The sequence below is a fragment of the Streptomyces sp. NBC_00207 genome, assembly GCF_045160965.1.
GTDB lineage: Bacteria > Actinomycetota > Actinomycetes > Streptomycetales > Streptomycetaceae > Streptomyces.
In genome coordinates, this window is record NZ_CP130715.1 from 3,730,545 (window position 1) to 3,752,868 (window position 22,324).

At 72.7% G+C, this 22,324-nt stretch carries 17 protein-coding genes and 1 pseudogene; 10 read left to right on the plus strand and 8 right to left on the minus strand.

Annotated elements, in window-relative coordinates; genetic code table 11:
- Positions 1-275: 275 nt before the first annotated feature.
- Positions 276-806: pseudogene (locus OG472_RS17820) on the plus strand (GNAT family N-acetyltransferase); the annotation flags it as partial.
- Here the strand turns inward: OG472_RS17820 and OG472_RS17825 are convergent.
- Entirely contained in the window at positions 721-1,692 is a 972-nt protein-coding gene (locus OG472_RS17825) for an EamA family transporter (protein ID WP_401602142.1), read from the minus strand. The pseudogene OG472_RS17820 and the gene OG472_RS17825 overlap by 86 nt on opposite strands.
- Before the next feature lie 82 nt (positions 1,693-1,774).
- On the opposite strand from OG472_RS17825, the gene OG472_RS17830 reads away from it, so the two are divergent.
- The gene (locus OG472_RS17830) at positions 1,775-2,671 is read left to right on the plus strand and encodes a LysR family transcriptional regulator (RefSeq protein ID WP_319724113.1); all 897 of its coding nucleotides are present in this window, start codon (positions 1,775-1,777) and stop codon (positions 2,669-2,671) included.
- A gap of 249 nt (positions 2,672-2,920) precedes the next feature.
- Entirely contained in the window at positions 2,921-4,729 is a 1,809-nt protein-coding gene (locus tag OG472_RS17835) for a glycoside hydrolase family 3 N-terminal domain-containing protein (RefSeq protein WP_405830191.1), read from the plus strand.
- 52 nt (positions 4,730-4,781) lie between these two features.
- On the opposite strand, the gene OG472_RS17840 is transcribed toward OG472_RS17835, so the two are convergent.
- Complete coding sequence (locus tag OG472_RS17840) at positions 4,782-6,215, minus strand: S28 family serine protease (RefSeq protein ID WP_405941722.1); 1,434 nt, start codon at positions 6,213-6,215, stop codon at positions 4,782-4,784.
- An 84-nt stretch (positions 6,216-6,299) separates the two neighbouring features.
- Positions 6,300-6,641: a hypothetical protein gene (locus tag OG472_RS17845; RefSeq protein WP_383567490.1), complete on the minus strand. Its 342-nt coding sequence runs from the start codon at positions 6,639-6,641 to the stop codon at positions 6,300-6,302.
- A 309-nt stretch (positions 6,642-6,950) separates the two neighbouring features.
- On the opposite strand from OG472_RS17845, the gene OG472_RS17850 reads away from it, so the two are divergent.
- The gene (locus tag OG472_RS17850; RefSeq protein WP_405830194.1) at positions 6,951-7,505 is read left to right on the plus strand and encodes an EF-hand domain-containing protein; all 555 of its coding nucleotides are present in this window, start codon (positions 6,951-6,953) and stop codon (positions 7,503-7,505) included.
- Positions 7,506-7,559: 54 nt separating this feature from the next.
- Here the strand turns inward: OG472_RS17850 and OG472_RS17855 are convergent, their stop codons facing one another.
- The 3 genes from OG472_RS17855 to speB all read right to left on the minus strand — a co-directional run bounded on the left by OG472_RS17855 (position 7,560) and on the right by speB (position 14,256).
- Complete coding sequence (locus tag OG472_RS17855) at positions 7,560-11,453, minus strand: ABC transporter ATP-binding protein (RefSeq protein ID WP_405941723.1); 3,894 nt, start codon at positions 11,451-11,453, stop codon at positions 7,560-7,562.
- 104 nt (positions 11,454-11,557) lie between these two features.
- Positions 11,558-13,240, minus strand: a complete 1,683-nt coding sequence (locus OG472_RS17860; protein ID WP_405941724.1) for a thiamine pyrophosphate-binding protein — start codon at positions 13,238-13,240, stop codon at positions 11,558-11,560.
- Between the two features lie 47 nt (positions 13,241-13,287).
- Positions 13,288-14,256: an agmatinase gene (gene speB / locus OG472_RS17865; RefSeq protein WP_361757108.1), complete on the minus strand. Its 969-nt coding sequence runs from the start codon at positions 14,254-14,256 to the stop codon at positions 13,288-13,290.
- Positions 14,257-14,372: 116 nt separating this feature from the next.
- Here speB and OG472_RS17870 point away from each other — a divergent pair, with 116 nt between their 5' ends.
- The 4 genes from OG472_RS17870 to tesB all read left to right on the plus strand — a co-directional run bounded on the left by OG472_RS17870 (position 14,373) and on the right by tesB (position 19,295).
- Positions 14,373-15,869, plus strand: coding sequence for a PucR family transcriptional regulator (locus OG472_RS17870; protein WP_405941725.1), 1,497 nt, complete (start codon positions 14,373-14,375; stop codon positions 15,867-15,869).
- 107 nt (positions 15,870-15,976) lie between these two features.
- Positions 15,977-17,044 (plus strand): FUSC family protein, encoded by a 1,068-nt coding sequence (locus OG472_RS17875; RefSeq protein WP_405830200.1) that lies wholly within the window; start codon positions 15,977-15,979, stop codon positions 17,042-17,044.
- Between the two features lie 187 nt (positions 17,045-17,231).
- Positions 17,232-18,389, plus strand: coding sequence for an acyl-CoA dehydrogenase family protein (locus tag OG472_RS17880; RefSeq protein ID WP_383567508.1), 1,158 nt, complete (start codon positions 17,232-17,234; stop codon positions 18,387-18,389).
- Positions 18,390-18,416: 27 nt separating this feature from the next.
- On the plus strand, positions 18,417-19,295 hold the full coding sequence (gene tesB, locus OG472_RS17885; protein WP_319722966.1) for an acyl-CoA thioesterase II: 879 nt from the start codon (positions 18,417-18,419) through the stop codon (positions 19,293-19,295).
- A gap of 6 nt (positions 19,296-19,301) precedes the next feature.
- On the opposite strand, the gene OG472_RS17890 is transcribed toward tesB, so the two are convergent.
- The gene (locus tag OG472_RS17890) at positions 19,302-20,147 is read right to left on the minus strand and encodes a DUF4253 domain-containing protein (protein WP_405830205.1); all 846 of its coding nucleotides are present in this window, start codon (positions 20,145-20,147) and stop codon (positions 19,302-19,304) included.
- 122 nt (positions 20,148-20,269) lie between these two features.
- On the minus strand, positions 20,270-21,448 hold the full coding sequence (locus tag OG472_RS17895; protein ID WP_405830206.1) for an FG-GAP-like repeat-containing protein: 1,179 nt from the start codon (positions 21,446-21,448) through the stop codon (positions 20,270-20,272).
- Between the two features lie 110 nt (positions 21,449-21,558).
- Between OG472_RS17895 and OG472_RS17900 the strand changes: the two genes are divergently transcribed.
- Both OG472_RS17900 and OG472_RS17905 read left to right on the plus strand, forming a co-directional pair.
- Entirely contained in the window at positions 21,559-21,774 is a 216-nt protein-coding gene (locus tag OG472_RS17900; protein ID WP_405830208.1) for a hypothetical protein, read from the plus strand.
- Positions 21,774-22,265, plus strand: coding sequence for a hypothetical protein (locus OG472_RS17905; RefSeq protein ID WP_405830210.1), 492 nt, complete (start codon positions 21,774-21,776; stop codon positions 22,263-22,265). Before OG472_RS17900 ends, OG472_RS17905 begins: the two co-directional genes overlap by 1 nt.
- Positions 22,266-22,324: the final 59 nt, after the last annotated feature.

A 22,324-nucleotide genomic window follows, 5' to 3' on the forward strand; every position in this document is an offset into this window, starting at 1 on the left:
ACAGCGCGAAGGGGGTCCCGCCTCGCGGCCGGACCCCCTCACGGTTACCCCTCCCGTGTCGGACTTCCCGATCCCCCCAGATCCCTCCCCGGAAGTGCCGACGCACCATACGACCCGCGATACCCCCGCAGGGTTGCATCCGGAACCACAGTTTTGCTTTTCCGTTACCCTGCGCCTACTCAAAGTGCCGCCGAATCACCGCAGAAGTGGCGTTTCCGGCATGAGCGAATCCTCGTTCCAGGAGGACGTGCCCGTTCGGGGGCCCGCGGCAGTCCGGGCGGCCTAGAGTTGGCCCCATGGCTGAGAGTGTGCGGCTGCGGGACCCGGAACCGGGTGAGCTGGGGTGGATCGTGCAGCGCCACGGCGCGCTGTACGCCGCCGAGTACGGCTGGAACAGCGACTTCGAGGGCCTGGTCGCCCGGATCGTCGCGGACTTCGCCCAGGACCACGACCCCTACCTGGAACGAGTGTGGATCGCGGAGCTGGACGGCCGTCCGGTCGGCTCGGTGATGTGCGTGCGCGAGGACGGCGCACCCGGCACCGCCCGGCTCCGCCTGCTCCTGGTCGACCAGGAGGGCCGCGGCCGCGGCATCGGCACCCTGCTGGTCGACACCGTCGTCGCCTTCGCCCGCTCGGTCGGCTACCGCGAGCTGGTGCTGTGGACCAACGACGTGCTCACCAACGCCCGCGAGATCTACCTGAAGGCCGGGTTCACCCTGATCACGGAGCGGCCGCACCGCTCGTACGGAGTGAGCCTGACGGGACAGGACTGGCGACTGCCCCTGCAGGAGGGCTCCCCGCACTGACGCCCGAACCGACCCCCGTACGGTTCGAAGCGCGCGCGGGGGCCAGCGAGGTGAGCGCCACCCCGCCGACCAGGAGCACGGCCGCCAGCCAGCGCAGCCCCGAGACGGACTCCCCCAGCACCAGGGCCGCCGAGGACATCCCGAACACCGGGACCAGCAGCGAGAACGGCGCCACCGACGAGGCCGGGTACCGGCGCAGCAGATAGCCCCAGGCCCCGAATCCGAACACGGTGGACACCCACGCCACGTACCCGATGACGCCCACCCCGGACCAGTCCAGCCCCCGCAGGGCGGCCAGGTCCCGTTCGGGCCCCTCGAACACCAGCGACAGCGCGAACAGCGGCAGTACCGGCACCGTGCACACCCACACCATGAAGTTCAGGGCGTCGGGCGGCGAGGCCTTGCGGGTCAGCACGTTGGACACGCCCCAGCAGGCGGCGGCCGCGACGACCAGCGTGAAGCCGAGCACCGGCCCGCCGGCACCCCCGTCCACGGCGGCCACCGCGATCCCGGCGAGCGCGACGCCCATCCCGAACACCCGCACGCGGCCGGGCCGTTCGCGCAGGACCACCGCCGCCAGCACGGCGGTGAAGACGGCCTGGACCTGCAGCACCAGCGAGGACAGCCCGGCGGGCATCCCGGCCGCCATGCCGGTGAAGAGCAGCCCGAACTTCGCGATGCCGAGGGCCAGCCCGACCCCGACGATCCACTTCCAGGCGACCTTCGGCGGCCCGACGAAGAACACGGCGGGCAGAGCGGCGACCAGGAACCGCAGGGCGGACAGCAGCAGCGGCGGAAAATGACCGAGCCCGATCTCGATGACGACGAAATTGACCCCCCAGACGGCGGCGACGAGCACGGCAAGAGCGGTGTGTACGGGACGCATGTCCCCACCATCGCCGCCCTGACCATGTAGCACCAGCGCGAGTATCTTCCGTACTCGATGAAGCATTGCTTACGATAAGAGCATGCTCGATCTCGCCCGGCTGCGCGCCCTGCACGCCGTCTCCGTCCACGGCTCGGTCGCGGGCGCGGCAGCCGCCCTCGGATACACCCCCTCCGCGGTCTCGCAGCAGATCTCCAAGCTGGAGCGGGAGACCCGCACCACCCTGCTGGAGCGGCGCGGGCGCGGGGTCGCGCTCACCGAGGAGGCCCGCCATCTGGCCGACACCGCCCAGCAGTTGCTGGCGATCGTGGAACGCGCCGAGACCACCCTGGAGGAGCGGCGCGGGCAGCCGAGCGGGCTGCTGACGGTGGCCGCCTTCGCCTCGGCGGCGCGCGGGCTGATGCCGGGCGTGCTGGCCGATCTGGCCCGCCGCCACCCCGCCCTCGAGGTGCGCCTCACGGAGGTGGACCCGCACCTGTCCGTGGACCTGGTGGCACGAGGCGTCACCGATCTGGCGGTGGCCCACGACTGGGACATCGCCCCGCTGCCCGCTCCCGAGGGCATCGAACAGGCGGTGATCGGCGACGACCTCTGCGACCTGGTCGTCCCGGCCGGCCACCCCTTCACCACGCGCCGGACCATCCGGCGCAGCGACCTCGGCGGCGAGCGCTGGGTCTGCCAGCCGCCCGGCCGCGTCTGCCACGACTGGCTGGTACGGACCCTGCGCACGGCCGGCTTCGAGCCCGACATCGCGCACGTGGCCGAGGAGAACCACACCATCGTCGCCCTGGTCGCCGCCGGTCTCGGGGTCGCCGTCGTACCCCGCCTCGGCACCGGACAGCTGCCGCCGGGCGCGGTCGCGGTCCCCCTGGAACCGGGCCCCGTACGGCGCCTGTACGCCCTGTGGCGCACCGGCGCCGCCCGCCGCCCCGCCATCACCGAGGCCGTGAAGACCCTCCAGTCCCACTGGCCGGCGTAAACGCAGCCGGGGCAGGGTGTGTGCCGGGGCGCTCCCCGCGGGGCGCCGAACGCAACGGGGCCCGGCCCTCCGACCCCCCGCCAGGTTCGGCGCCCGAGGAGACGCCCCGGCGCGCGCCCGGCCCCACCCCTCCCACGGCCCCCGCGCGCGGGCAGCGACACCGGCGGCAACGGCGGCAACCGGTCGTACTTGCCCAACACGCCCCCACACAGCCGACCCGCCCGGAGGGCAACCGGTAGGGTCCGCCCCGTGCCGCCCCACGCCTCCCGCCGGACCCTGCTCACCGCAGCCGCCATGGTCGCCGTCACCGCCGCGGGGGCCGCCTCCGCCGCGCTCGGCACGCCCAGCACCCCCGACGATTCGCGGTCCCCCGAGGGCCCGCCGGGCCGTCGGCCCGACCGCGCCCGCCTGGCCCGCTTCATGGACCGGATGAGCCTCGAGGAGAAGGTCGGGCAGCTCTTCGTCTCCCGGGCGTACGGCCATTCGGCGACCGACCCCGACCCGGCCGACGCCGAGCAGAACCAGACGCTGTTCGGGGTGCGCACCGCCGCCGAGCTGGTCGCCCGCTACCACCTCGGCGGGATCGTCTACTTCTCCTGGGCCCACAACACCCGCACCCCGCACCAGATCGCCGCGCTCTCGGTCGCCCTCCAGCAGGCCGCGCTCACCTCCGGCGCCCGGATCCCGCTGCTGCTCTCCACCGACCAGGAGCACGGCGCGGTCGCCCGGATCGGCGCCCCCGCGACACTGCTCCCGGGGGCGATGGCGCTGGGTGCGGGCGGCTCCACCGCCGACGCCCTGCGGGCCGCGCGCGTCGCGGGCGCCGAGCTGGCGGCCCTGGGCATCCGGCAGGACTACGCGCCGGTGGCCGACGTCAACGTCAACCCGGCCAATCCGGTGATCGGCGTACGGTCCTTCGGCTCCGACCCGCACGCCGTCGCGGCCCTGGTGGCCGCCCAGGTGCGCGGTTACCAGGGCGCCGGAGTGGCCGCCACCGCGAAGCACTTCCCGGGCCACGGGGACACCGAGACCGACAGCCACGTCGGCCTGCCGGTGATGCGGCACACCCGCGCCGTCTGGGAGGAGCTGGACGAGCCGCCGTTCCGGGCCGCGGTGAAGGCGGGCGTGGACGCGGTCATGACGGCGCACATCGTCTTCCCCGCGCTCGACCCGTCGGGGGACCCGGCGACCCTCTCCCGGCCGATCGTCACGGGCATCCTGCGCGAACGCCTCGGCTTCCAGGGGGTGGTGGTCACCGACGCCCTCGACATGGCCGGGGTCCGGCAGAAGTACGGGGACGACCGGGTGCCCGTACTGGCCCTGCTGGCGGGCTGCGACCAGTTGCTGAACCCGCCGGACCTGGGGCTCGCGTACCGCAGCGTGCTGGCGGCCGTCGAGGCGGGCGAGCTGACGGAGGCCCGGATCGACGAGTCGGTGCTGCGGATCCTGGAACTGAAGTCCCGCCGGGGTCTGTTCGACGAGGCCTACACGACCACCGAGGCGGTGGACGCCACCGTCGGCATCCGCAGGCACCGGGACGCCGCCGACGAGATCGCGGCGGGCACGACGACCCTGCTGGCCAATCCCCGCGGGCTGGTGCCGATCGATGCGACGTCCGGGCCCCGGCTGCTGGTGACGGGAACGGACCCGGCCTCGCCCACGGGCACCACGGGTCCCCCCACGGCCGTGCTGGCGCGGGAGCTGACCGCCCTGGGCTGCCGGGCCACGGCGGTACCGCCCGCCCGTGCGGTGGCCGCGGCGGCCGGTCACGCGGCCGTGCTGGTGTGCACGTACAACGTCCCGGAAGAGGACAATCCACAACGCCGGCTGGTGACGGACCTGATCGCGTCCGGCGTCCCGGTGATCCTGCTGGCGGTCCGCAATCCGTACGACCCGGCCCGGCTGCCGGCCTGCGCGGCGGAGCTGGCGACGTATTCCTGGACGGACGTGGAGATGCGGGCGGCGGCCCGGGTGCTCACCGGGGCGGTCCGGCCCGCCGGCCGCCTCCCCGTCCCGGTGCCGGGCCGCTACCCGCTGGGCCACGGGCTGACGCGCTAGTTCCGGGCGTCAGCCCGCGTCCCACGGCCCGGGACGCCGGGTCCCGGGCCGGTCACGGCCGCAGCTGCGGCTCGCGCTCCAGGTCCTGCCGGTCGAGCTGTGCGTCGGCGGCCGCCAGCGGCGCCGCCTTCGACTCGTCGGCGATCGTGGCGGCCGGAGCCGCCCCGGCCCACTGCAGGATCTTCGCGGTCGCGAGGGTCTTCTCGCCGTCCTGCAGCTTCGCGACGTTGGCCCCGTGGTTGGCGCCCGGCGCGATCATCACGTAGCTGTCGCGCACCCCGTACCCGAGGTGGAACGGCTCGGCGCCCCACGGGTCGTTCTGGCCGTACACGAAGAGCATCTGGTCGGCGTTGTTGCGCACCCACTTGTCCACGTCAGCCATGGCCCCCTGCTGGAAGGTCATGGGGATGTCCCGGGGCACGAAGTTGCGCGGCGGCTGGTAGCCGTAGCGGCTCAGGTTGCCCAGGTGCGGCTGCTTGATGTCCGGGGAGCCGAGCTGCGTACCCGCCTGGTAGTAGTACGGCGTGTACGTCTCCAGGCCCTGGTCGGCGTAGGCCGAGAAGCCGGAGATCGCGTCGATCGTGTCCCAGATCTCCTGGTCGGTTGCGGTGGCGGCCGTCGGGATGGAGGCGCAGTCGGCGAGCAGGCTGTACTGCCAGAAGGCCCACACGTAGTCGAGGACGACGGCCTCGTAGGCCTTGTCGAGGTTGCCGACGGTGGTGAAGGTCCAGCCGTTCTCGGCCGCGGCCACGGCGTACTTGGCCTCCAGCGGCTCGCGGCGCACGAGCGCCTCGCGCTGCACCGCGTTCAGCTTGTCGCGGCACTCCTTGGTGCCGACCTTGGCGAAGAACCGGTCGTAGGCCGAGTCCTCCTTGTTGACGACGTCGTTCGGCGCGACGTACGCGACGACGCCGTCCATGTCGCGGGGGTAGAAGCGCTCGTAGTAGGTCGCGGTCATACCGCCCTTGCTGCCGCCGGTGGCCAGCCAGTTCTTCTTGTAGATCTTCTTCAGGGCGGTGAAGAGGCGGTGCTGGTCGCTGGCGGCCTGCCAGATGTCCAGGTTCGCCCAGTTGGCCGGGTCGGGCCGGGAGGGCGTGAAGAATCGATACTCCAGGGACACCTGGTTGCCGTCGACGATGGTCGTCGGCTCACTGCGGCGCGGGCTGGTGCTGACGTTGTAGCCGGAGGTGTAGAACACCGACGGCCGCGAGACGTCCTTGTGCAGAAGGGTCAGGCGCTGCTTGAAGGTGCCCTTCCACGGCTGCCGGTGGTCCACCGGCTGCTCGTAGTTCAGTACGAAGAAGCGGTAGCCGGGGTACGGCTTCTCCTCGATCAGGCTCATCCCGGGAATGCCGAGGATCTGGTCCTTGATGTCCGTGGCGGCCGACGGCTGCGCGGCTGTGGCCGCTTGCGCCGTGGAGCCGGCCGCGCCCATGGTGCCGATGAGCACCACGAGCGACAGCAGCCATCCGAGCGTCTTGCGCATTCACCCTCCCCTTGAGTTCACTTCGGTCGCCGTGAACCTAGCCGGGGCAACGCACCGCTGAACAGACCTAGTTGGGCCGCGACCTCAGCACAGGATCCAGCCGGAGGTGGCCGATCCGGCACCCACGCTGCCCCTTACATACACGCAGCGGGTGATCGCGCCGACGGTGACGGGCCCGGCGTGACGGGTGAACCGCCCGGCTTCCCGGACGGGGGCCCCGCCGCGCGGCTGGATGCTCACCGCCATCTGCCGCCGCTCACCGGGAACGCGGGCCACGGTCACCGCGCAGGCCTGGTTGCGGCTCTTGTAGACGCGCAGCTCGCCCGTGTCGAAGGACACCGTCCTCGTCAGCCGCCCCCCGCAGCCGTCGGCCGCCGCCTGCGCGGGCGGCGCCGTGAACAGTCCGCCGACGCAGAGCCACAGCACCGTCGCGAAGATCCCCAGGGACGCGGCCCTGCGGGCCCGTCTCCTCCACCCCTGCAACAACCTGTCCCCCGATCGGTCGTACGCACGGCACACGTACGCACGTACGACGCCCGAGCCCCATGGAAGGTTGCAGCAGGCAAGGACCCGGCCGGTCACACCGCAGTGCGGCGCGACGGGCCGCGCGGGCCGCTCATCCCTCGTACGAGTGCATCCGCAACTTCCCAGCGGGAGATGAGGAGTTCGCGATCGAGCGGGAGATTACGCTGGGTGATCACCGCCCCGCCCGCCGTAGCCGTGAAAGGCACCGCCATGACCAACGACCTGCTCGACCGCAAGCTGGAGCGCGCCTTCACGCATCTGGACGCCGACGGGAGCGGGGTGATCGACGCCGACGACATCTTCGCGCTCGGATCCCGGCTGCTGTCGGCCCTCGGCGAGCCGGACACGTCGCCCAAGGCCGATCTGGTGATGGTCGGTCTGGCCGACTTCTGGCAGGACCTGTTCACGGAGCTGGACATGGACCGGGACGGCAAGGTCACGCCCGAGGAGTACAAGCTGGGCATGACGCGGCTGTACGCGCAGGGCGGGCCCGCGTACGACCGCTCGTTCCGGCCGATGATGCGGGCGATCCTCACGATCGTCGACGCCGACGGCGACGGGCGCATCAGCCCGCAGGAGTTCCACAAGGCGCAGGAGGCCTTCGGCACGGAGCTGAGCCCCGCCCACACCGAGGCGCTGTTCGAGCGGATCGACGCGGACGGGGACGGCACCCTGACGGTGGACGAACTCCTCCACGCGGTACGCGAGTACTACACCGGCACCGACGAGGACGCCCCGGGGAACCTGCTGTTCGGCGAGTTCTGATCCCCGGGGTTTCCACGGACGCACCCCCGGGGCGTCCGTGGAAACCCCGCCCGCTCAGGCCGCCGCGCGCTCGTCCTCTCCGACGAAGGTGCGCCACAGCTTGGCGTACCGGCCGCCGAGCGCCAGGAGTTCGTCGTGGGTGCCGTCCTCCACAACCTGGCCGCGGTCCATGACCACGACCCGGTCGGCGCGCGCGGCGGTGGTCAGCCGGTGCGCCACCACCAGGGTGGTGCGCTTGCCGGCGAGCCGGTCCGTCGCCTGGTTGACCTGGGCCTCGGTGGCCAGGTCCAGGGCGGCGGTGGCCTCGTCGAGCAGCAGCACGTCCGGGTCGACGAGTTCGGCCCGGGCCAGCGCTATCAGCTGGCGCTGGCCGGCGGAGAGGTTGCGGCCGCGCTCGGCGACGGTGTGCAGGTAGCCGCCGTCGAGGGTGGCGACCATGTCGTGGGCGCCGACCGCGCGGGCGGCGGCCTCCACCTCGGCGTCGCTCGCCTCGGGCCGCCCGTAGGCGATGGCGTCACGGACGGTCCCCGGGAAGAGGTAGGGCTCCTGGGGGACGACGCCCAGGCGGTGCCGGTACGCCGTCAGGTCGAGCTCCCGCAGGTCGGCGCCGTCGGCGGTGATCCGGCCGGAGGTCGGATCGTAGAACCGGGCCACCATCTTGACCAGCGTGGACTTGCCGGCTCCCGTCTCGCCGACGAAGGCGACGGTCTGCCCGGCGGGTATCCGCAGGCTGATGCCGGCCAGCGCCTCCCCCTTCTCGCCGCGTTCCTCCGCCGTCCCGTACTGGAAGCGGACGTCCTCGAAGGCGATCTCCCCGCGCAGCTCCGGCACCTGCCGGGGCTCTTCGGGGAGCGGGGTGGTGGTGGGCTCGCGCAGCAGGCCCTGGATGCGGCCCAGGGAGACGGTGGCCTGCTGGTAGCCGTCGAAGACCTGGGAGAGCTGCTGGACGGGCGCGAAGAAGAGGTCGATGTAGAGCAGGTAGGCGACGAGCGCGCCGGTGGTGAGCGTCCCGGCCTCCACCCGGCCCGCGCCGACGATCAGCACGGCGGCCGCGGCGCCCGAGGACAGCAGCTGGACGAAGGGGAAGTAGACGGATATCAGCCACTGGCCGCGGACCCGGGCCTCGCGGTACGAGTCGCTGCGCTCGGCGAAGCGGGTGGCACCGGAGCCCTCGCGGCGGAAGGCCTGGACGATGCGCAGGCCCGAGACGGACTCCTGGAGGTCGGCGTTGACCAGGCTGACCCGGTCGCGGGCGAGCTCGTAGGCGGCGACGGACTTGCGGCGGAACACGATCGTGCCGACGACGAGGACGGGGAGGGTCGCGAAGACGATCAGCGCGAGCTCGACGTCGAGGACGAGCAGGGCGACCAGGATGCCGAAGAAGGTGAAGACGGAGACGACGGCGGTGACGAGCCCGGTCTGCAGGAACGAGCTCAGCGAGTCCACGTCGGTGGTCATCCGGGTCATGATCTTGCCGGTCAGCTCGCGCTCGTAGTAGTCGAGGCCGAGGCGCTGGAGCTGGGCGAAGATCTTGACGCGGAGGGCGTACAGGACGCGCTCGCCGGTACGGCCCGTCATGCGGGTCTCGGCGTACTGCGCCGCCCACTGCGCGACGACGACGGCGAGGGCGAGCCCGGCGGCCACCCAGACGGCGCCGAGCACGGCCTGCTCCACGCCCTGGTCGATGCCGTGCCGGATCAGGATCGGCAGCAGCAGTCCGGCGCCGGCGTCCACGGCGACGAGGCCGAGGCTGATCGCGAGGGGCGCCCAGAAGCCGCGGAGCAGGCGGCGCAGGCCGTAGCTCTCCTCGGCGGCGACGGCGCGGGTCTCGTCCACCTCGGGTTCGTCGGTGGCGGGCGGCAGTGCGGCCACCTGCGCCAGGAGTTCGGGCGTTGCCGGCATGCCGGCGACGGCTCCGGCCATGGAGTGGCCGGCTCCGGGCGCGGCGCCCGCGGCCGCGGGGGCCTGGCCGGGCTGTTCGTCCCGGCGCCGCCAGAGCTCGGGGGTGATCCCGGCCGCGACCCGGCGCTTGGCGTTGACCGGCTCGGAGTCGATCTCGGCTTCGAGCTCGATGTCCCGTTCGAGCTTGCGGTCGAGCTCGCGCTCGAACTCGGTCATCACGGGGGCGTCCGGGGTCCGCGGCGAGCCGGCGCCGAGCGCGTCGGGGTCGGTGAGCAGCCGGCGGTAGAGCGCCGACCGGCTCTCCAGCTCCTCGTGCGTCCCGATGTCGGCGAGCCGCCCGTGGTCGAGTACGGCGATCCGGTCGGCCAGGGCGAGCGTGGAGCGGCGGTGGGCGATCAGCAGGGTGGTCCGGCCGGCCATGACGGAGCGCAGGGCCTCGTGGATCTCGTGCTCGACGCGGGCGTCGACGGCGGAGGTGGCGTCGTCGAGGAGGAGCAGCCGGGGGTCGGTGAGGATGGCCCGGGCGAGGGCGATGCGCTGGCGCTGGCCGCCGGAGAGGGTGAGCCCCTGCTCGCCGACCGTGGTGTCGTACCCGGCGGGCAGCGCCCGGATGAAGCCTTCGGCCTGGGCGGCGCGGGCGGCGGCCTCGATCTGCGCGTCGGTGGCGCCGGGGTGCCCGTAGGCGATGTTGGAGCGGATGGTGTCGGAGAAGAGGAAGGAATCCTCCGGGACGAGGCCGATCGCGCCGCGCAGGGAGGCGTAGGTCAGCTCGCGGACGTCGTGGCCGCCGACGCGGACCGCGCCGCCGTCGGTGTCGTAGAAGCGCGGCAGCAGCAGCGAGACGGTGGACTTCCCGCTGCCCGAGGCCCCGACGACGGCGACGGTCTCGCCCTCCGCGACGGAGAGCGAGAACCCGTCGAGGACGGGCCGCTCGGGGTCGTAGCCGAAGCGGACCTCGTCGAACTCGACGGTGGCGGGGGCGTCGGCGGGCAGCTCGTGGGTGCCCTCCTGGATGGAGGGCTCGGTGTCGATGAGCTCGAAGACCCGCTCGACGCCGGCGCGGGCCTGCTGGCCGACGGTGAGGACCATGGCGAGCATGCGGACCGGGCCGACGAGCTGGGCCAGGTAGGTGGAGAAGGCGACGAAGGTGCCGAGGGTGACCTGCCCCTGGGTGGCCATCCACCCGCCGAGGGCGAGCATGGCGACCTGGGCGAGGGCGGGTACGGCCTGGAGCGCGGGGGTGTAGCGGGAGTTGAGGCGGATGGTGCGCAGCCGGCCGGCGAACAGCCGGCGGCTCGCCGCGCGCAGCTTGCCGGTCTCCTGCTCCTCCTGGCCGAAGCCCTTGACGACGCGGACGCCGGTCACGGCCCCGTCGACGACGGTGGCGACGGCGGCGGCCTGGCCCTGGGCCCACCAGGTGGCGGGGAAGAGCTTCTTGCGGCTGCGCTTGGCGATGAACCAGAGGGCGGGTGCCATCAGCAGCGCGACGACGGTCAGCAGCGGCGAGAGCCACAGCATGACGCCCAGGGATATCCCGAAGAGCAGGAAGTTCCCGATGGTCATGGGCAGCATGAAGAGCAGGCCCTGGATCAGCTGGAGGTCGGTGGTGGCCCGCCCGACGACCTGCCCGGTGGACAGCTCGTCCTGGCGGCGCCCGTCGAGGCGGGCGATGGTGTCGTACATGTCGGTGCGCAGGTCGTGCTGCACGTCGAGGGCGAGCCGCCCGCCGTAGTACCGGCGTATGTAGGTGAGCACGTAGACGAGCAGGGCGGCGGCTATGAGCAGCCCGGCCCAGGGCCCCATGGACTTGCTCTTGTCCCCGATGACGTCGTCGATGATCACCCTGGTGACCAGCGGTACGAGCGCCATGACGGCCATGCCGGCCAGCGAGGAGCCGAGTGCGAGCAGCACGTTGAGCCTGTACCGCCAGGTGTAGGCCGCCAGCCGCTTGCCCCAGCCCTGTTTCTCCCCAGCCGCCGTCACGTGATGCCTCCCCGTTAGTCCTGTCCTGCCGGAAGCGGCAACGCCCCGACCGGCGGATTTCATCCCGCCGCAACAATTCGAACGTGGACGCCGGGAGGCTCCGGCGCACGCGGGGAGCACCCGGACGTGGGCCGGGCGGGTCACTGCACGGGCTGGAGCCGACGCCGCTAGACGTGCGTCGGGGCGAACATCTTGAGGAGCGCCGGGAGGACGACGACCGAGGGGCCCGGGGTGGCGAGGGCCTTCTTGAGGTCGGCGGTCAGGGATTCCGGGGTGGTCGTGGTCGCCGGGACGTCGAAGGACGCCGCCAGGGCGGCGAAGTCGGGGCGGGTGAGTTCCGTGCCGGTGGCGCTGCCGAAGGACTGGGTCATGTACTCGCGCAGGATGCCGTAGCCGCCGTCGTCCACGATCAGCCAGGTGACGTCGAGGTCGTGCTGGCGGGCCGTGGCCAGGTCCGCGATCGAGTACATCGCGCCGCCGTCGCCGGAGACCGCCAGGACGGGCGTGTCCGGTTCCGCGACGCAGGCGCCCAGGGCGGCCGGGAAGGCGTAGCCGAGGCCGCCCGCGCCCTGGGCCGAGTGCATGGTGTTGGGGTGCTTCGCGTCGAAGGCGGACCAGGCCCAGTAGGACAGGATCGTCATGTCCCAGAAGGACGGGGAGCGCGGGGGGAGGGCCGAGCGGATCGAGGTCAGGAGCGAGCGCTCCAGGACGACGTCCTGGGTGGCGAGGCGGGCCTCGATGTCGTCGAGGACCAGGCGGACGCGCTCCGGGGCGCCGGGGTCCTCGCGCTCGGCGACCGTCTCCAGCAGGGCCTGGAGGGCCAGGCGGGCGTCCGCGTGGATGCCGAGGGCCGGGTGGTTGGACTCCAGCTTGCCGAGGTCCGCGTCGATCTGGACGACCCGGCCCGTGGGGAAGAACGTGTGGTAGTTCGAGGAGAGTTCCCCGAGGCCCGAGCCGACGACCAGCAGGACGTCCGCGTCCTCCAGGAAGTCCGTCATGTGGCGGTCCTCCAGCCAGGACTGGAGGGAGAGCGGGTGGGTCCACGGGAAGGCGCCCTTGCCGCCGAAGGTGGTGACCACCGGGGCGTCCAGGCGTTCCGCCAGCTGCCTGAGCTTGCCGGCGGCGTCGGAGCGGATGACCCCGCCGCCCGCGATGATCACGGGGCGCTCGGCCGAGGCGAGCCAGTGCGCGGCCACGGCGGTGAGTTCCGGGCGGGGGGCGAGCTCGTGCGGGGTCGCGTCCATGCCCGTCACCTGGGGAACGAACGTCTCCGCCCGCAGGACGTCCTCCGGGATCTCCACCCAGACCGGGCCGTGCGGAGCCGTCAGCGCCGACTCCCAGGCCTCCGCGACGACGGAGGGGATCTGGGACGGGGTGCGGGCGACGTGGACCGACTTCACGACGTCCCGGAAGGACGCCGACTGGTCGCGCAGCTCGTGCAGGTGGCCGCGCCGGCCCCCGCCCAGACCCGCGACGGGGACCTGCGAGGAGATGGCGAGCACCGGGGCCGAGGCCGCGGCCGCCTCCGCGAGCGCGGGCAGCGCCATGAGCGCGCCCGGGCCGGTGGAGAGGAGGAGGGGGACCGCCTCGCCCGTGATGCGGCCGTAGGCGTCTGCGGCGAAGCCCGCGTTGTTCTCCGTACGGAGTCCGACGAGGCGCAGGTCGGAGCGCCCCACCGCGTCGAAGAGGCCGAGGGCGTGCTGCCCCGGCAGCCCGAAGACGGTGGTGGCGCCGAGCGAACGCAGCGTTTCCACGACCAGGTCCCCGCCCGTCCGCCCCGGCGGCGGGGCCAGGGCGGCGGCCGTCTGGGCCTCGGTGGGACGGAGTACCAGGTCGTGGTCGTGCGTCACGTGCGCTTACTCGCCCTTCGGGTTCGCCTTCGCCGCCGCGGCTGTGCTTATCGACCCTGCCTGGCGGCAGCGATCTGACGGCTCATGATCGTGGTCAGCTCGTACGCGGTGTGCGAGGCCGCGACCGAGGTGATCTCCGCGTGATCGTACGCCGGGGCCACCTCGACGACGTCCGCCGAAACCAGGTTGCAGGAGGACAGGCCGCGGATGATCTCCAGCAGCTCGCGGGAGGTCATGCCGCCCGCCTCGGGGGTGCCGGTGCCGGGGGCGTGCGCCGGGTCCAGCACGTCGATGTCGATCGAGATGTAGAGCGGGCGGTCGCCGATGCGCTGGCGCAGCTGGTCGGCGACCTCGTCGGCGCCGCGGCGGTAGACGTCCGCCGAGGTGACGATGCCGAAGCCCATCTTGGCGTCGTCGTCGAGGTCCTGCTTGCCGTACAGCGGGCCGCGGGTGCCGACGTGCGAGAGCGCCTCGGTGTCGAGGATGCCCTCCTCCACCGCCCGGCGGAACGGCGTGCCGTGGGTGTACTCGGCGCCGAAGTACGTGTCCCAGGTGTCCAGGTGGGCGTCGAAGTGCAGCAGGGCCACCGGGCCGTGCTTCTTCGCGACCGAGCGGAGCAGCGGGAGGGCGATGGTGTGGTCGCCGCCGAGGGTCATCAGGCGGGAGCCGTTGCCGATCAGCTCGTCGGCGGCAGCCTCGATGGTCTCGACGGCCTCGTTGATGTTGAAGGGGTTCGCGGCGATGTCACCGGCGTCGGCGACCTGCGCGAGGGCGAAGGGGGAGGCGTCCTGCGCCGGGTTGTACGGGCGCAGCAGGCGCGAGGCCTCGCGGATGGCGTTGCCGCCGAAGCGGGCGCCGGGGCGGTAGGAGACGCCGGAGTCGAAGGGCACGCCGACGACGGCGACGTCCGCCTTGCCGCCGACCTCGTCGAGGCGGGGCAGCCGGGCGAAGGTCGCCGGGCCCGCGTAGCGCGGGATGCGGGAGGAGTCGACGGGGCCGCGCGGCTGCGTGCTCATGGGGGGTGCCCTTCTGGAGGTCCTACAAGTGCGGTTCTTCGAGCGTAAGGCGGTCCCCACCGGGCGCGAAGTGTACGTACCATCCATAGAGCGTCCCTGATCTGTACGGAGTATCCATGGAGGCCCCGCCCACCACCCCGCCCCCGCCCACCGCGCCGGTCCCCCTCGGCGCGCTGCTGCCCGACCGGGAGCTGGGACTGCGCCGGCTCGCGGGCCCGGCCGAGGCCGATGTGCACGGGGTGCACGCCTCCGAGATGGCCGACCCGTCCCCTTACCTGCTGGGCGGCGAGCTGCTGCTGACGGCCGGGGCCGGGCTCGGCGCGGATCCCGACGGCTACGTCTCCCGCCTGGCCGAGGCCGGGGTGGCGGCGCTCGGCTTCGGTGTGGCGCCCGTGCACGAGCAGGTGCCGGCCGGCCTTGCCGAGGCGTGCGAACGCCACGGGCTCCCGCTCCTGGAGGTCCCGCCCGGCACCCCCTTCAGCGCGGTGGCCCGTACGGTCTGGCGGCTGATGGCGGGGGCCCGTACGCGGGAGCTGCGCCGGGTCACCGAGGCCCAGCAGTCCCTCGCGGCGGCGGCCGCACGGCCCGATCCCGTCCCGGCGGTGCTGGCGCGGCTCGCGGCGAGCCTGGGCGGCCACGTCACGCTCCGGCCGGACGACCGCTCCGCGGGGAGCCCGCCGCCCGCGGAGGCCGCGGCGGCCCTGCGCGCGCTGCTGGCCCGCGTCGGCCGGGCGGGCGGGCCCGCCACGGCGACCGACCAGGCGGGCGGGTGGCACCTCACGGCCCACGCCCTGGGCGGCCCGGCACCCGACGGCCTTCCGGTCCCCGTCACCGCGCCCGGGCCGGACCGCCCGACGGATCCGGGGGCGGCGCCCGCGTCCGAGCCGGGGCCGGAACCCGTGCGGGCGCTCGGCACCGCCACACCGGCCCGCGCCCCCGGCGACCACACCATCGCCTCGGTCGCGGCGGTGCTGCTGACCCTGCTCACCGCGCACCTGCCGGCCGGACCGGAGGCGGCGGCCCTGACCCGGCTGCTCCTCGACGGCGATCCCGCCGCGGCCCTGTCCCCCGGGCCCTGGCACGTGGTGCACGCCCGCGGGGCGGGCGACCCGCAGGCCCTGGCGGCCGCGCTGGGCACCGTACTGGTGGACCCGCGCGGGGATCGCGTACGCCTGCTCACCGAGCGGGAGCCGGGTGCGCGGCCCGGCTGGCGCCTCGGGGTGAGCGCCCCGGCCGCACCCGACGCACTGCCCACCGCCGACGCGCAGGCCCGGCGGGCCCTGGAACGCGCCGAGGCGGCCCGCACCCCCCTGGCCCGGCACGCGGCCCCCGGTTTCTCGGGCCTGATCGGCGAGGCGGAGGCCCGCGCGCACGCCGCGGCCCTGCTCGCACCCCTCTCCCCCGTCCTGCGGGAGACCCTGCGCGGCTGGCTGGCGCACCACGGCGGGTGGGATCGCACCGCCGCCGCCCTGGGCGTGCACCGCAACACGGTCCGCCAGCGCGTGGCCCGCTGCGCGGAGCTGCTGGGGCGGGACCTGGACGACCCGGACACCCGGATGGAGCTGTGGTTCGCCCTGCGCTGGGAGGAGCCGCCGCAGGGGCCGGGCGGCTGAAAGGCTCCCCGGCGCCCGCCCCTTCGCCCCGGCCGGGCGGCCGACCGCGGCGACGCGCGGCTTCCGCGGGCCCGCCGGGGACGGCGAGCGCCCCTACGATGTGCCGCATGCTCGGCAGCACGTCCGTGGCGGCGCTGCGCCGCCCCTTCGGTGAGCGCCTGGCACCGGCCGCCCGGATGCTGGTGTGCGCGACCGTCCCCTGGTTCGTGTGCGTGTGGCTCGGCACGAGCACGGCCCCGGTGCCCGCGGCCCTGCCCGCCGTCCTCATCCTGCGCGACGACGTGTTCGCGGCGCCCCGGCTGGCCCTGGAGCGGCTGGTGGGGGTGGTCGCGGGTGTGGTGCTGAGCGTCCTGGTCCTGCACTGGCTGCCGACGGGCTCGCTGTCGTTCCTGGTCCTCGTGGTGTGCGCCTGCGCCGGGATGTACCTGATGAGCCACGACGGCTCCCCCAACCAGCAGGTACTGATCACCGCCCTCGTGATCTACGCGACGCCGGTGCCGGGGTATCCGCTGGCCCGGTTGGAGGAGAGCGCGGTCGGCATCGCCGTCGTGGCGCTCCTCGGCCCGCTGCTGTGGCCCCCCGACCCGTACCGGGAGGCCGCGAGCGGTCTGGAGGAGTACCGCGCCGGTCTCGGCGCCCTGCTGGAGCGGGTCGCGGCGCGGGCCGCCGCCGGGCGGCCCACGGGCCCCGCCCCGGCGGACCCCTTCGCCCGGTGGCGCCGCCCGTACGAACTGTCCGCCGCGCTGGACCGCAGGACGGAGCGCCTGCTGCTCCTGCCGCCGCGGCGGGCCCCGGCCGGGGCGGCGGACACGCTCCGCCCCCGGCTGCGGCTGGCCGCGCGGACGGCGCCGGCCCTGCTGTTCCTGACGCGGGAGCTGGAGATCCGCTCCTCCGCCGCCTGGGAACGAGGGCAGGCCGCCGGGGAGCCGGCGGGAGCCGCCCCGGGCCCGGCCGACGAGGCGGTGCACGCCATGGCGCCGCTGGTCGGGGCGACCGCCTCGGCCCTCGACGCGGCCCTGCGCGGCGAGGACTGCGCGGAGCGGCTGCGGCTCGCCCGGGAGCTCGAACTGCGGCACCGGGCCGCCCACCCGGGCCCCCGTGACGCGGTCCTGCGGGCCGGACTCCACCTCACCCACGAGGCGCTGGCCGAGCACCTCGGCCCGGCCGGCCGCTGAGCCCCTCGATCCGGCCGCGCGCTGAGCCCCTCGCCCCGGCCGCCGGCCGAGCGCGCCCGGGCTGCGCCGCCGGCCCCGCATGAGGTCGGTCACCCACTCTGGACAGGGGAGACAACCCGCCGGTAACTTAGTCTGAGCAAGCGCTTAGATTCAGGCGGCGGACTGCCGCGACCGAAGGGAGCCGGCCGTGCGCCGTACGGTGTTCAACGAGGACCACGAGGCGTTCCGCGAGACCATTCGCGCCTTCATCGAGGCCGAGGTCGTCCCCGTCTACGACGAGTGGTTCGCCGCCGGACAGGCGCCGCGCGACTTCTACTACAAGCTCGGCGAGCTGGGCATCTTCGGCATCAACGTCCCCGAGGAGTTCGGCGGCGCGGGCCTGGACACCCACAAGTTCGAGGCCGTCCTGTACGAGGAGACCTCGCGCGCGGGCGTCAACTTCGGCGGCTCCGGCGTGCACGTGCTGCTCGCCCTGCCCTACATCAAGATGCTCGCCGACGACGAGCAGAAGAAGCGTTTCCTCCCGAAGTTCGTCTCCGGTGAGGAGATGTGGGCGCTGGCGATGACCGAGCCGGGCACCGGCTCCGACGTCGCGGGCATGAAGACCACCGCCAAGCTCTCCGAGGACGGCACCCACTACGTCCTCAACGGCGCCAAGACCTTCATCACCGGTGGCGTGCACGCCGACCGCGTGATCGTCTGCGCCCGCACCTCCGCCCCGAGCGCCGAGGACCGCCGCTTCGGCATCTCCCTCTTCGCCGTGGACACCAAGTCCGAGGGCTACTCCATCGGCCGCAAGCTGGACAAGCTGGGCCTGCGCACCTCCGACACCGCCGAGCTGGCGTTCGTCGACGTGAAGGTCCCGGTCGAGGACCTGCTCGGCGAGGAGAACAAGGGCTTCTACTACCTCGGCGCGAACCTGCCCTCCGAGCGCTGGGGCATCGCCTTCGGCGCGTACGCGCAGGCCAAGGCCGCCGTCCGGTTCGCCCAGGAGTACGTGACGGAGCGCACCGTCTTCGGCAAGCCGGTCGCGCACTTCCAGAACACCAAGTTCGAACTGGCCGCCTGCCAGGCCGAGGTGGACGCCGCCGAGGCCGTCGCCGACCGCGCCCTGGAGGCCCTGGACGCCGGTGAGCTGACCGCCGCCGAGGCCGCGTCCGCGAAGCTGTTCTGCACCGAGGTCGCGCACCGCGTCATCGACAAGTGCCTCCAGCTGCACGGCGGTTACGGCTACATGAACGAGTACCCGATCGCCCGCCTGTACGCCGACAACCGCGTGAACCGCATCTACGGCGGCACCAGCGAGGTCATGAAGTCCATCATCGCCAAGTCCATGGGCCTCTAGGGACGTTCGGGCGCTTAGCCTTCCCCCATGAACGAGGCACTGACGTCGCTCCTCGATCTGCTCGACCTCGAGCAGATCGAGGAGAACATCTTCCGCGGCACCAGCAGGCCTTCCCTGGTGCCGCGCGTCTTCGGCGGTCAGGTCGCGGCCCAGGCTCTGGTCGCGGCCGGGCGGACCGTCCCCGCGGACCGCACCGCGCACTCGCTCCACTCGTACTTCCTGCGCACCGGCGACACGGGCGCGCCCATCGTGTACTCGGTGGACCGGATCCGTGACGGGCGCTCCTTCACCACGCGCCGCGTCGTCGCCGTCCAGCACGGCCAGCCGATCTTCCACCTCTCCGCGTCGTTCCAGACGTACGAGGACGGCCTCGACCACCAGGTCGCGATGCCGTCGGCCCCGGACCCGGAGTCCCTGCCCACCGCGGCAGAGTCGCTGCCCGCGTACCGGGAGATCTTCCGTGACCCGGGCACGGTGGAGCGGCTGATCGAGACCCGGGAGGCGGTGGACCTCCGGTACGCCACGACCCCGCCCTGGGGCAGCGTCGGCGAGCCGGTCGAGCCGCGCTCGCAGGTGTGGTTCCGTACGGCCGGCAAGCTGGACAGCGCCGACCCCCTCCTGCACACCTGCCTGGCCACCTACGTCTCCGACATGACCCTGCTGGACTCGGTGCTGCTCGCGCACGGCCGGGGCGGCTGGGCGGTGGGTGACGTGGTGGGCGCCTCGCTGGACCACGCGATGTGGTTCCACCGGCCGTTCCGCGCGGACGAATGGCTCCTGTACGACCAGGAGTCCCCCTCGGCGGCCGCCGGCCGTGGCCTCGGCCAGGCCCGCATCTGGACCCAGGACGGCCGACTGGCCGTGACCGTCATCCAGGAGGGCGTCGTCCGCGTTCCGCGCGCCTGACGGGCCTCAGTCCCACCAGAAACCCCAGAGGTTGCTGCCGGTGACCGCCTCGTCGGCATAGGCCCGGATCGTGCCGGAGCCCTGCCATATGTTGTCGGGCGCGAACGCGAAGTGCTCCGCGGCCACCGGCAGCGCCCCGGCGACCGTACGCGGCGGGGCGGCGACCGAAACGTACAGCTCGTCGAAACCGAGGGCGACGACGCGGGCGCCGAACCGGTCCTCCCAGGACCGCAGGACCGCGCTGATGCGGGCGGTGTCGTTCTCGTGGTTGGTCGGCCCGCACCAGCCCATCGCCGTGGGTACGTCCGCTCCGCGGGCCGCGGGGACCAGCGCGAGCCGCGGGCCCGGCAGGGACCCGCTCCCGATCAGCTCGTCCGCCAGCTCGCAGGCCGCGGCCTCCGGGTCCGCCGCGTCCGGCCCGCCCGCCGGCCCGGACTCCGCGAGCCCCGGCCAGTCCCGGCCGAAGGGGGCGATGAGCTCCTCGCCCTCCTCCCCCTCCTCGGGGTCGGGGACCACACCGTGCCAGAACTCGCGCAGCACCGGCTCGACGTGGTGGTCATCCGGGTCGGACATCCGCTGCGGCCGCAGCTCCCGGTCCCGCCACCACTCCTCCAGGCCCCGCCGGCCCTGGAAGAGCACCGCCTGCAACCCGGCGGCGGCCAGAGCCGCGCCCCGGTGCGCGGCGAACGCCCCGACCCCCACGGGCCCGTCGGAGACCCACAACAGCGGCTCCCCCCGCACGCTCAGCACCCCACCGGCCGGCAACTCCAGCCCGAGGGAGAGCCCTTGAGGATCGCCGACCAGCACGGACAACGAGCGGTGCACCTTCGGCGACTTCGGCGACTTCGACATAAGACCGACGCTAGCCACCACCACTGACAACGGGCCCTGCCCGCCCGACAGGCCGCGCTGTCGGTGAACGACGGAGGGGGCGAGGCCCTCGCGGACCTCGCCCCCTCACTGGTCGACCTGGGTCAGAGGACGATGTCGTATCCGGTCCAGCCGATACCGATCAGGGTGCTGCCGGTGCCGGTGAAGTCGTGGAGCTCCCCGGTACGGGTCACGCCGACTTGTTCCGGCTTGCCGTCGTTGTTGAGGTCGCCGGCGAACGGGGTCCATTCGCCGTTCCACCAGCCCTCGCCTACGACGCTGGGGCTGCCGAGGCTGATGGAACCGTTGCTGGTGTTCGGGTACAGGTAGAGCTTGCCGTTGTTGCGGTGCGCCAGAACGTCGATCTTGTTGTCGTTGTTCAGGTCGGCAAACCGGAGGGTGGGCCAGTCGGCAGCCCCCCAGCCGACGCCGATGGAGAACCGGCTGCTGAGGGCTTGAGTGCCGGTGCCGCCGCTGTGGGGGTAGACCCACAGGCTGCCGCCGCTGTCACGGCCGATGACGTCCGTCCGGCCGTCACCGTTCATGTCGCCGAAGCCGAGGTCCGGGTAGATGTTCCAGCCAGTACCGATCAGGATGGGGTTGTTGAGCGTCTTGGTTCCGGTCTTTCCGGTGCCCGGGTACACCCACAGGTCCCCGAGGTGGTTCCGCGCGACGATGTCGGTGTATCCGTCGTTGTTGAAATCGGTGGTGTAGACGTTCGTCCAGTGATCACGCCACCAGCCGTTGCCTGCGAGGTACCGGTCGCCGAACGTTTTGGTGCCCGTACCGCCGGTGCCGGGATAGATCCAGAGGTGACCGTTGACATCGCGGACCGCCACATCCGTGTAGCCGTCGCCGTTGTAGTCCGGCCGGCTCTGGGAACCGCTGGTCCACAGGCTCTGCCCGGAGGCGCTGTAGACGACGAGCACTCCGCGGGGCTGAAGTACCGCGTACGAGTACGGAGTGCTGGTCTTGCTGCTCCACAGCTCGGTCTTGCCGTCGGCCGCGTAGACGGCGAAGTTGCCGTCGCTCTGCATACGGGCCGTGGCGCCCGGGCTCTTGGTCCCGGTGGCCCAGAGCTGCTTGTTGTCCTTGCTGGAGAGCACGAGGTTGCCGTCGGCCTGCATCAGCAGCTTGGAGTTGCCGCTGGAGAACTCCTGCCCCGAGGCCAGAGTGGTGCCGCTGGGGATGCGGGCGCCCGGCACGCCGTCGATCTCGAAGCGGGGCGTGAAGGAGCCGACGGTGCTGCCATCGGTGGAGAGCTTCCCCGGCCAGCCGACCATGGTGTTGTCGGACTGACGGGCCCACAGGTCGGGGAACCGCGGGCGACAGCCAGTGGCGAGGGACCCATTTCACAGCCCCTGACGGCGCCTTCGGAATCGGAAACGCAGAGATGCGAATCACCGCGCAAATGGATGTAGCGGGATCAGGTCCCGGGCGCAAGGTGAAGGCGAGCTACACCGTCGAACTCTACAAGGACTGGAATTTTGACAAAGACAAATCGGCTAAGGGAATCAGTTTGGAACCGTTCGCCGAAATGCACGAGTACGGCGTCGCGCGCGAGTATGCGATGGTAGGCAAGAGCAGCACCAAGGAGGCGACATACTGATGGGAACACGACTCCACCAGTCCGTTGCACTCGCTTTCGCCATGGTCGGATTCATCCTTCTGACCGGATGCTCCGTCTGGGACGGAGGGGAAAGTCGCTGCACCGCGACCACCGTTTCGTCGTCACTCCGCGAAGTGTATTCACTTCCCGAACTACCGGCGGGCGCTGACGAAATTCGGATCTGCGAGGCGTCGGACAAGGACGGAAGCTGGGCCCAGCTGACATTCAAGAGCCAGCCGGACGAAACCGTGGCCTACTTGAAGAGCCTCGACATGGACCCTGAGAAATTCACCCCGGTGCCACCCAAAAAAATGAATGAACTGACGGATCGCGATGGAGACGGTTGGGAACTGACCAAGGGGCTGGAATATAAGAGAGGAGGGAGGTCGATCAACTACAACGGCCACTGCCTCGTGCAGTACAAGGCGTATATTCAGAACACAGCTGCGTGGGACGGCCGCGTCTATCTCGGGATGTACTGCGCAAACTGACGCCTAGAGAACAAGCCCCGGCCGGGAATCCCGGTCGGGGCTTTCCCGTGGCCGCCGCC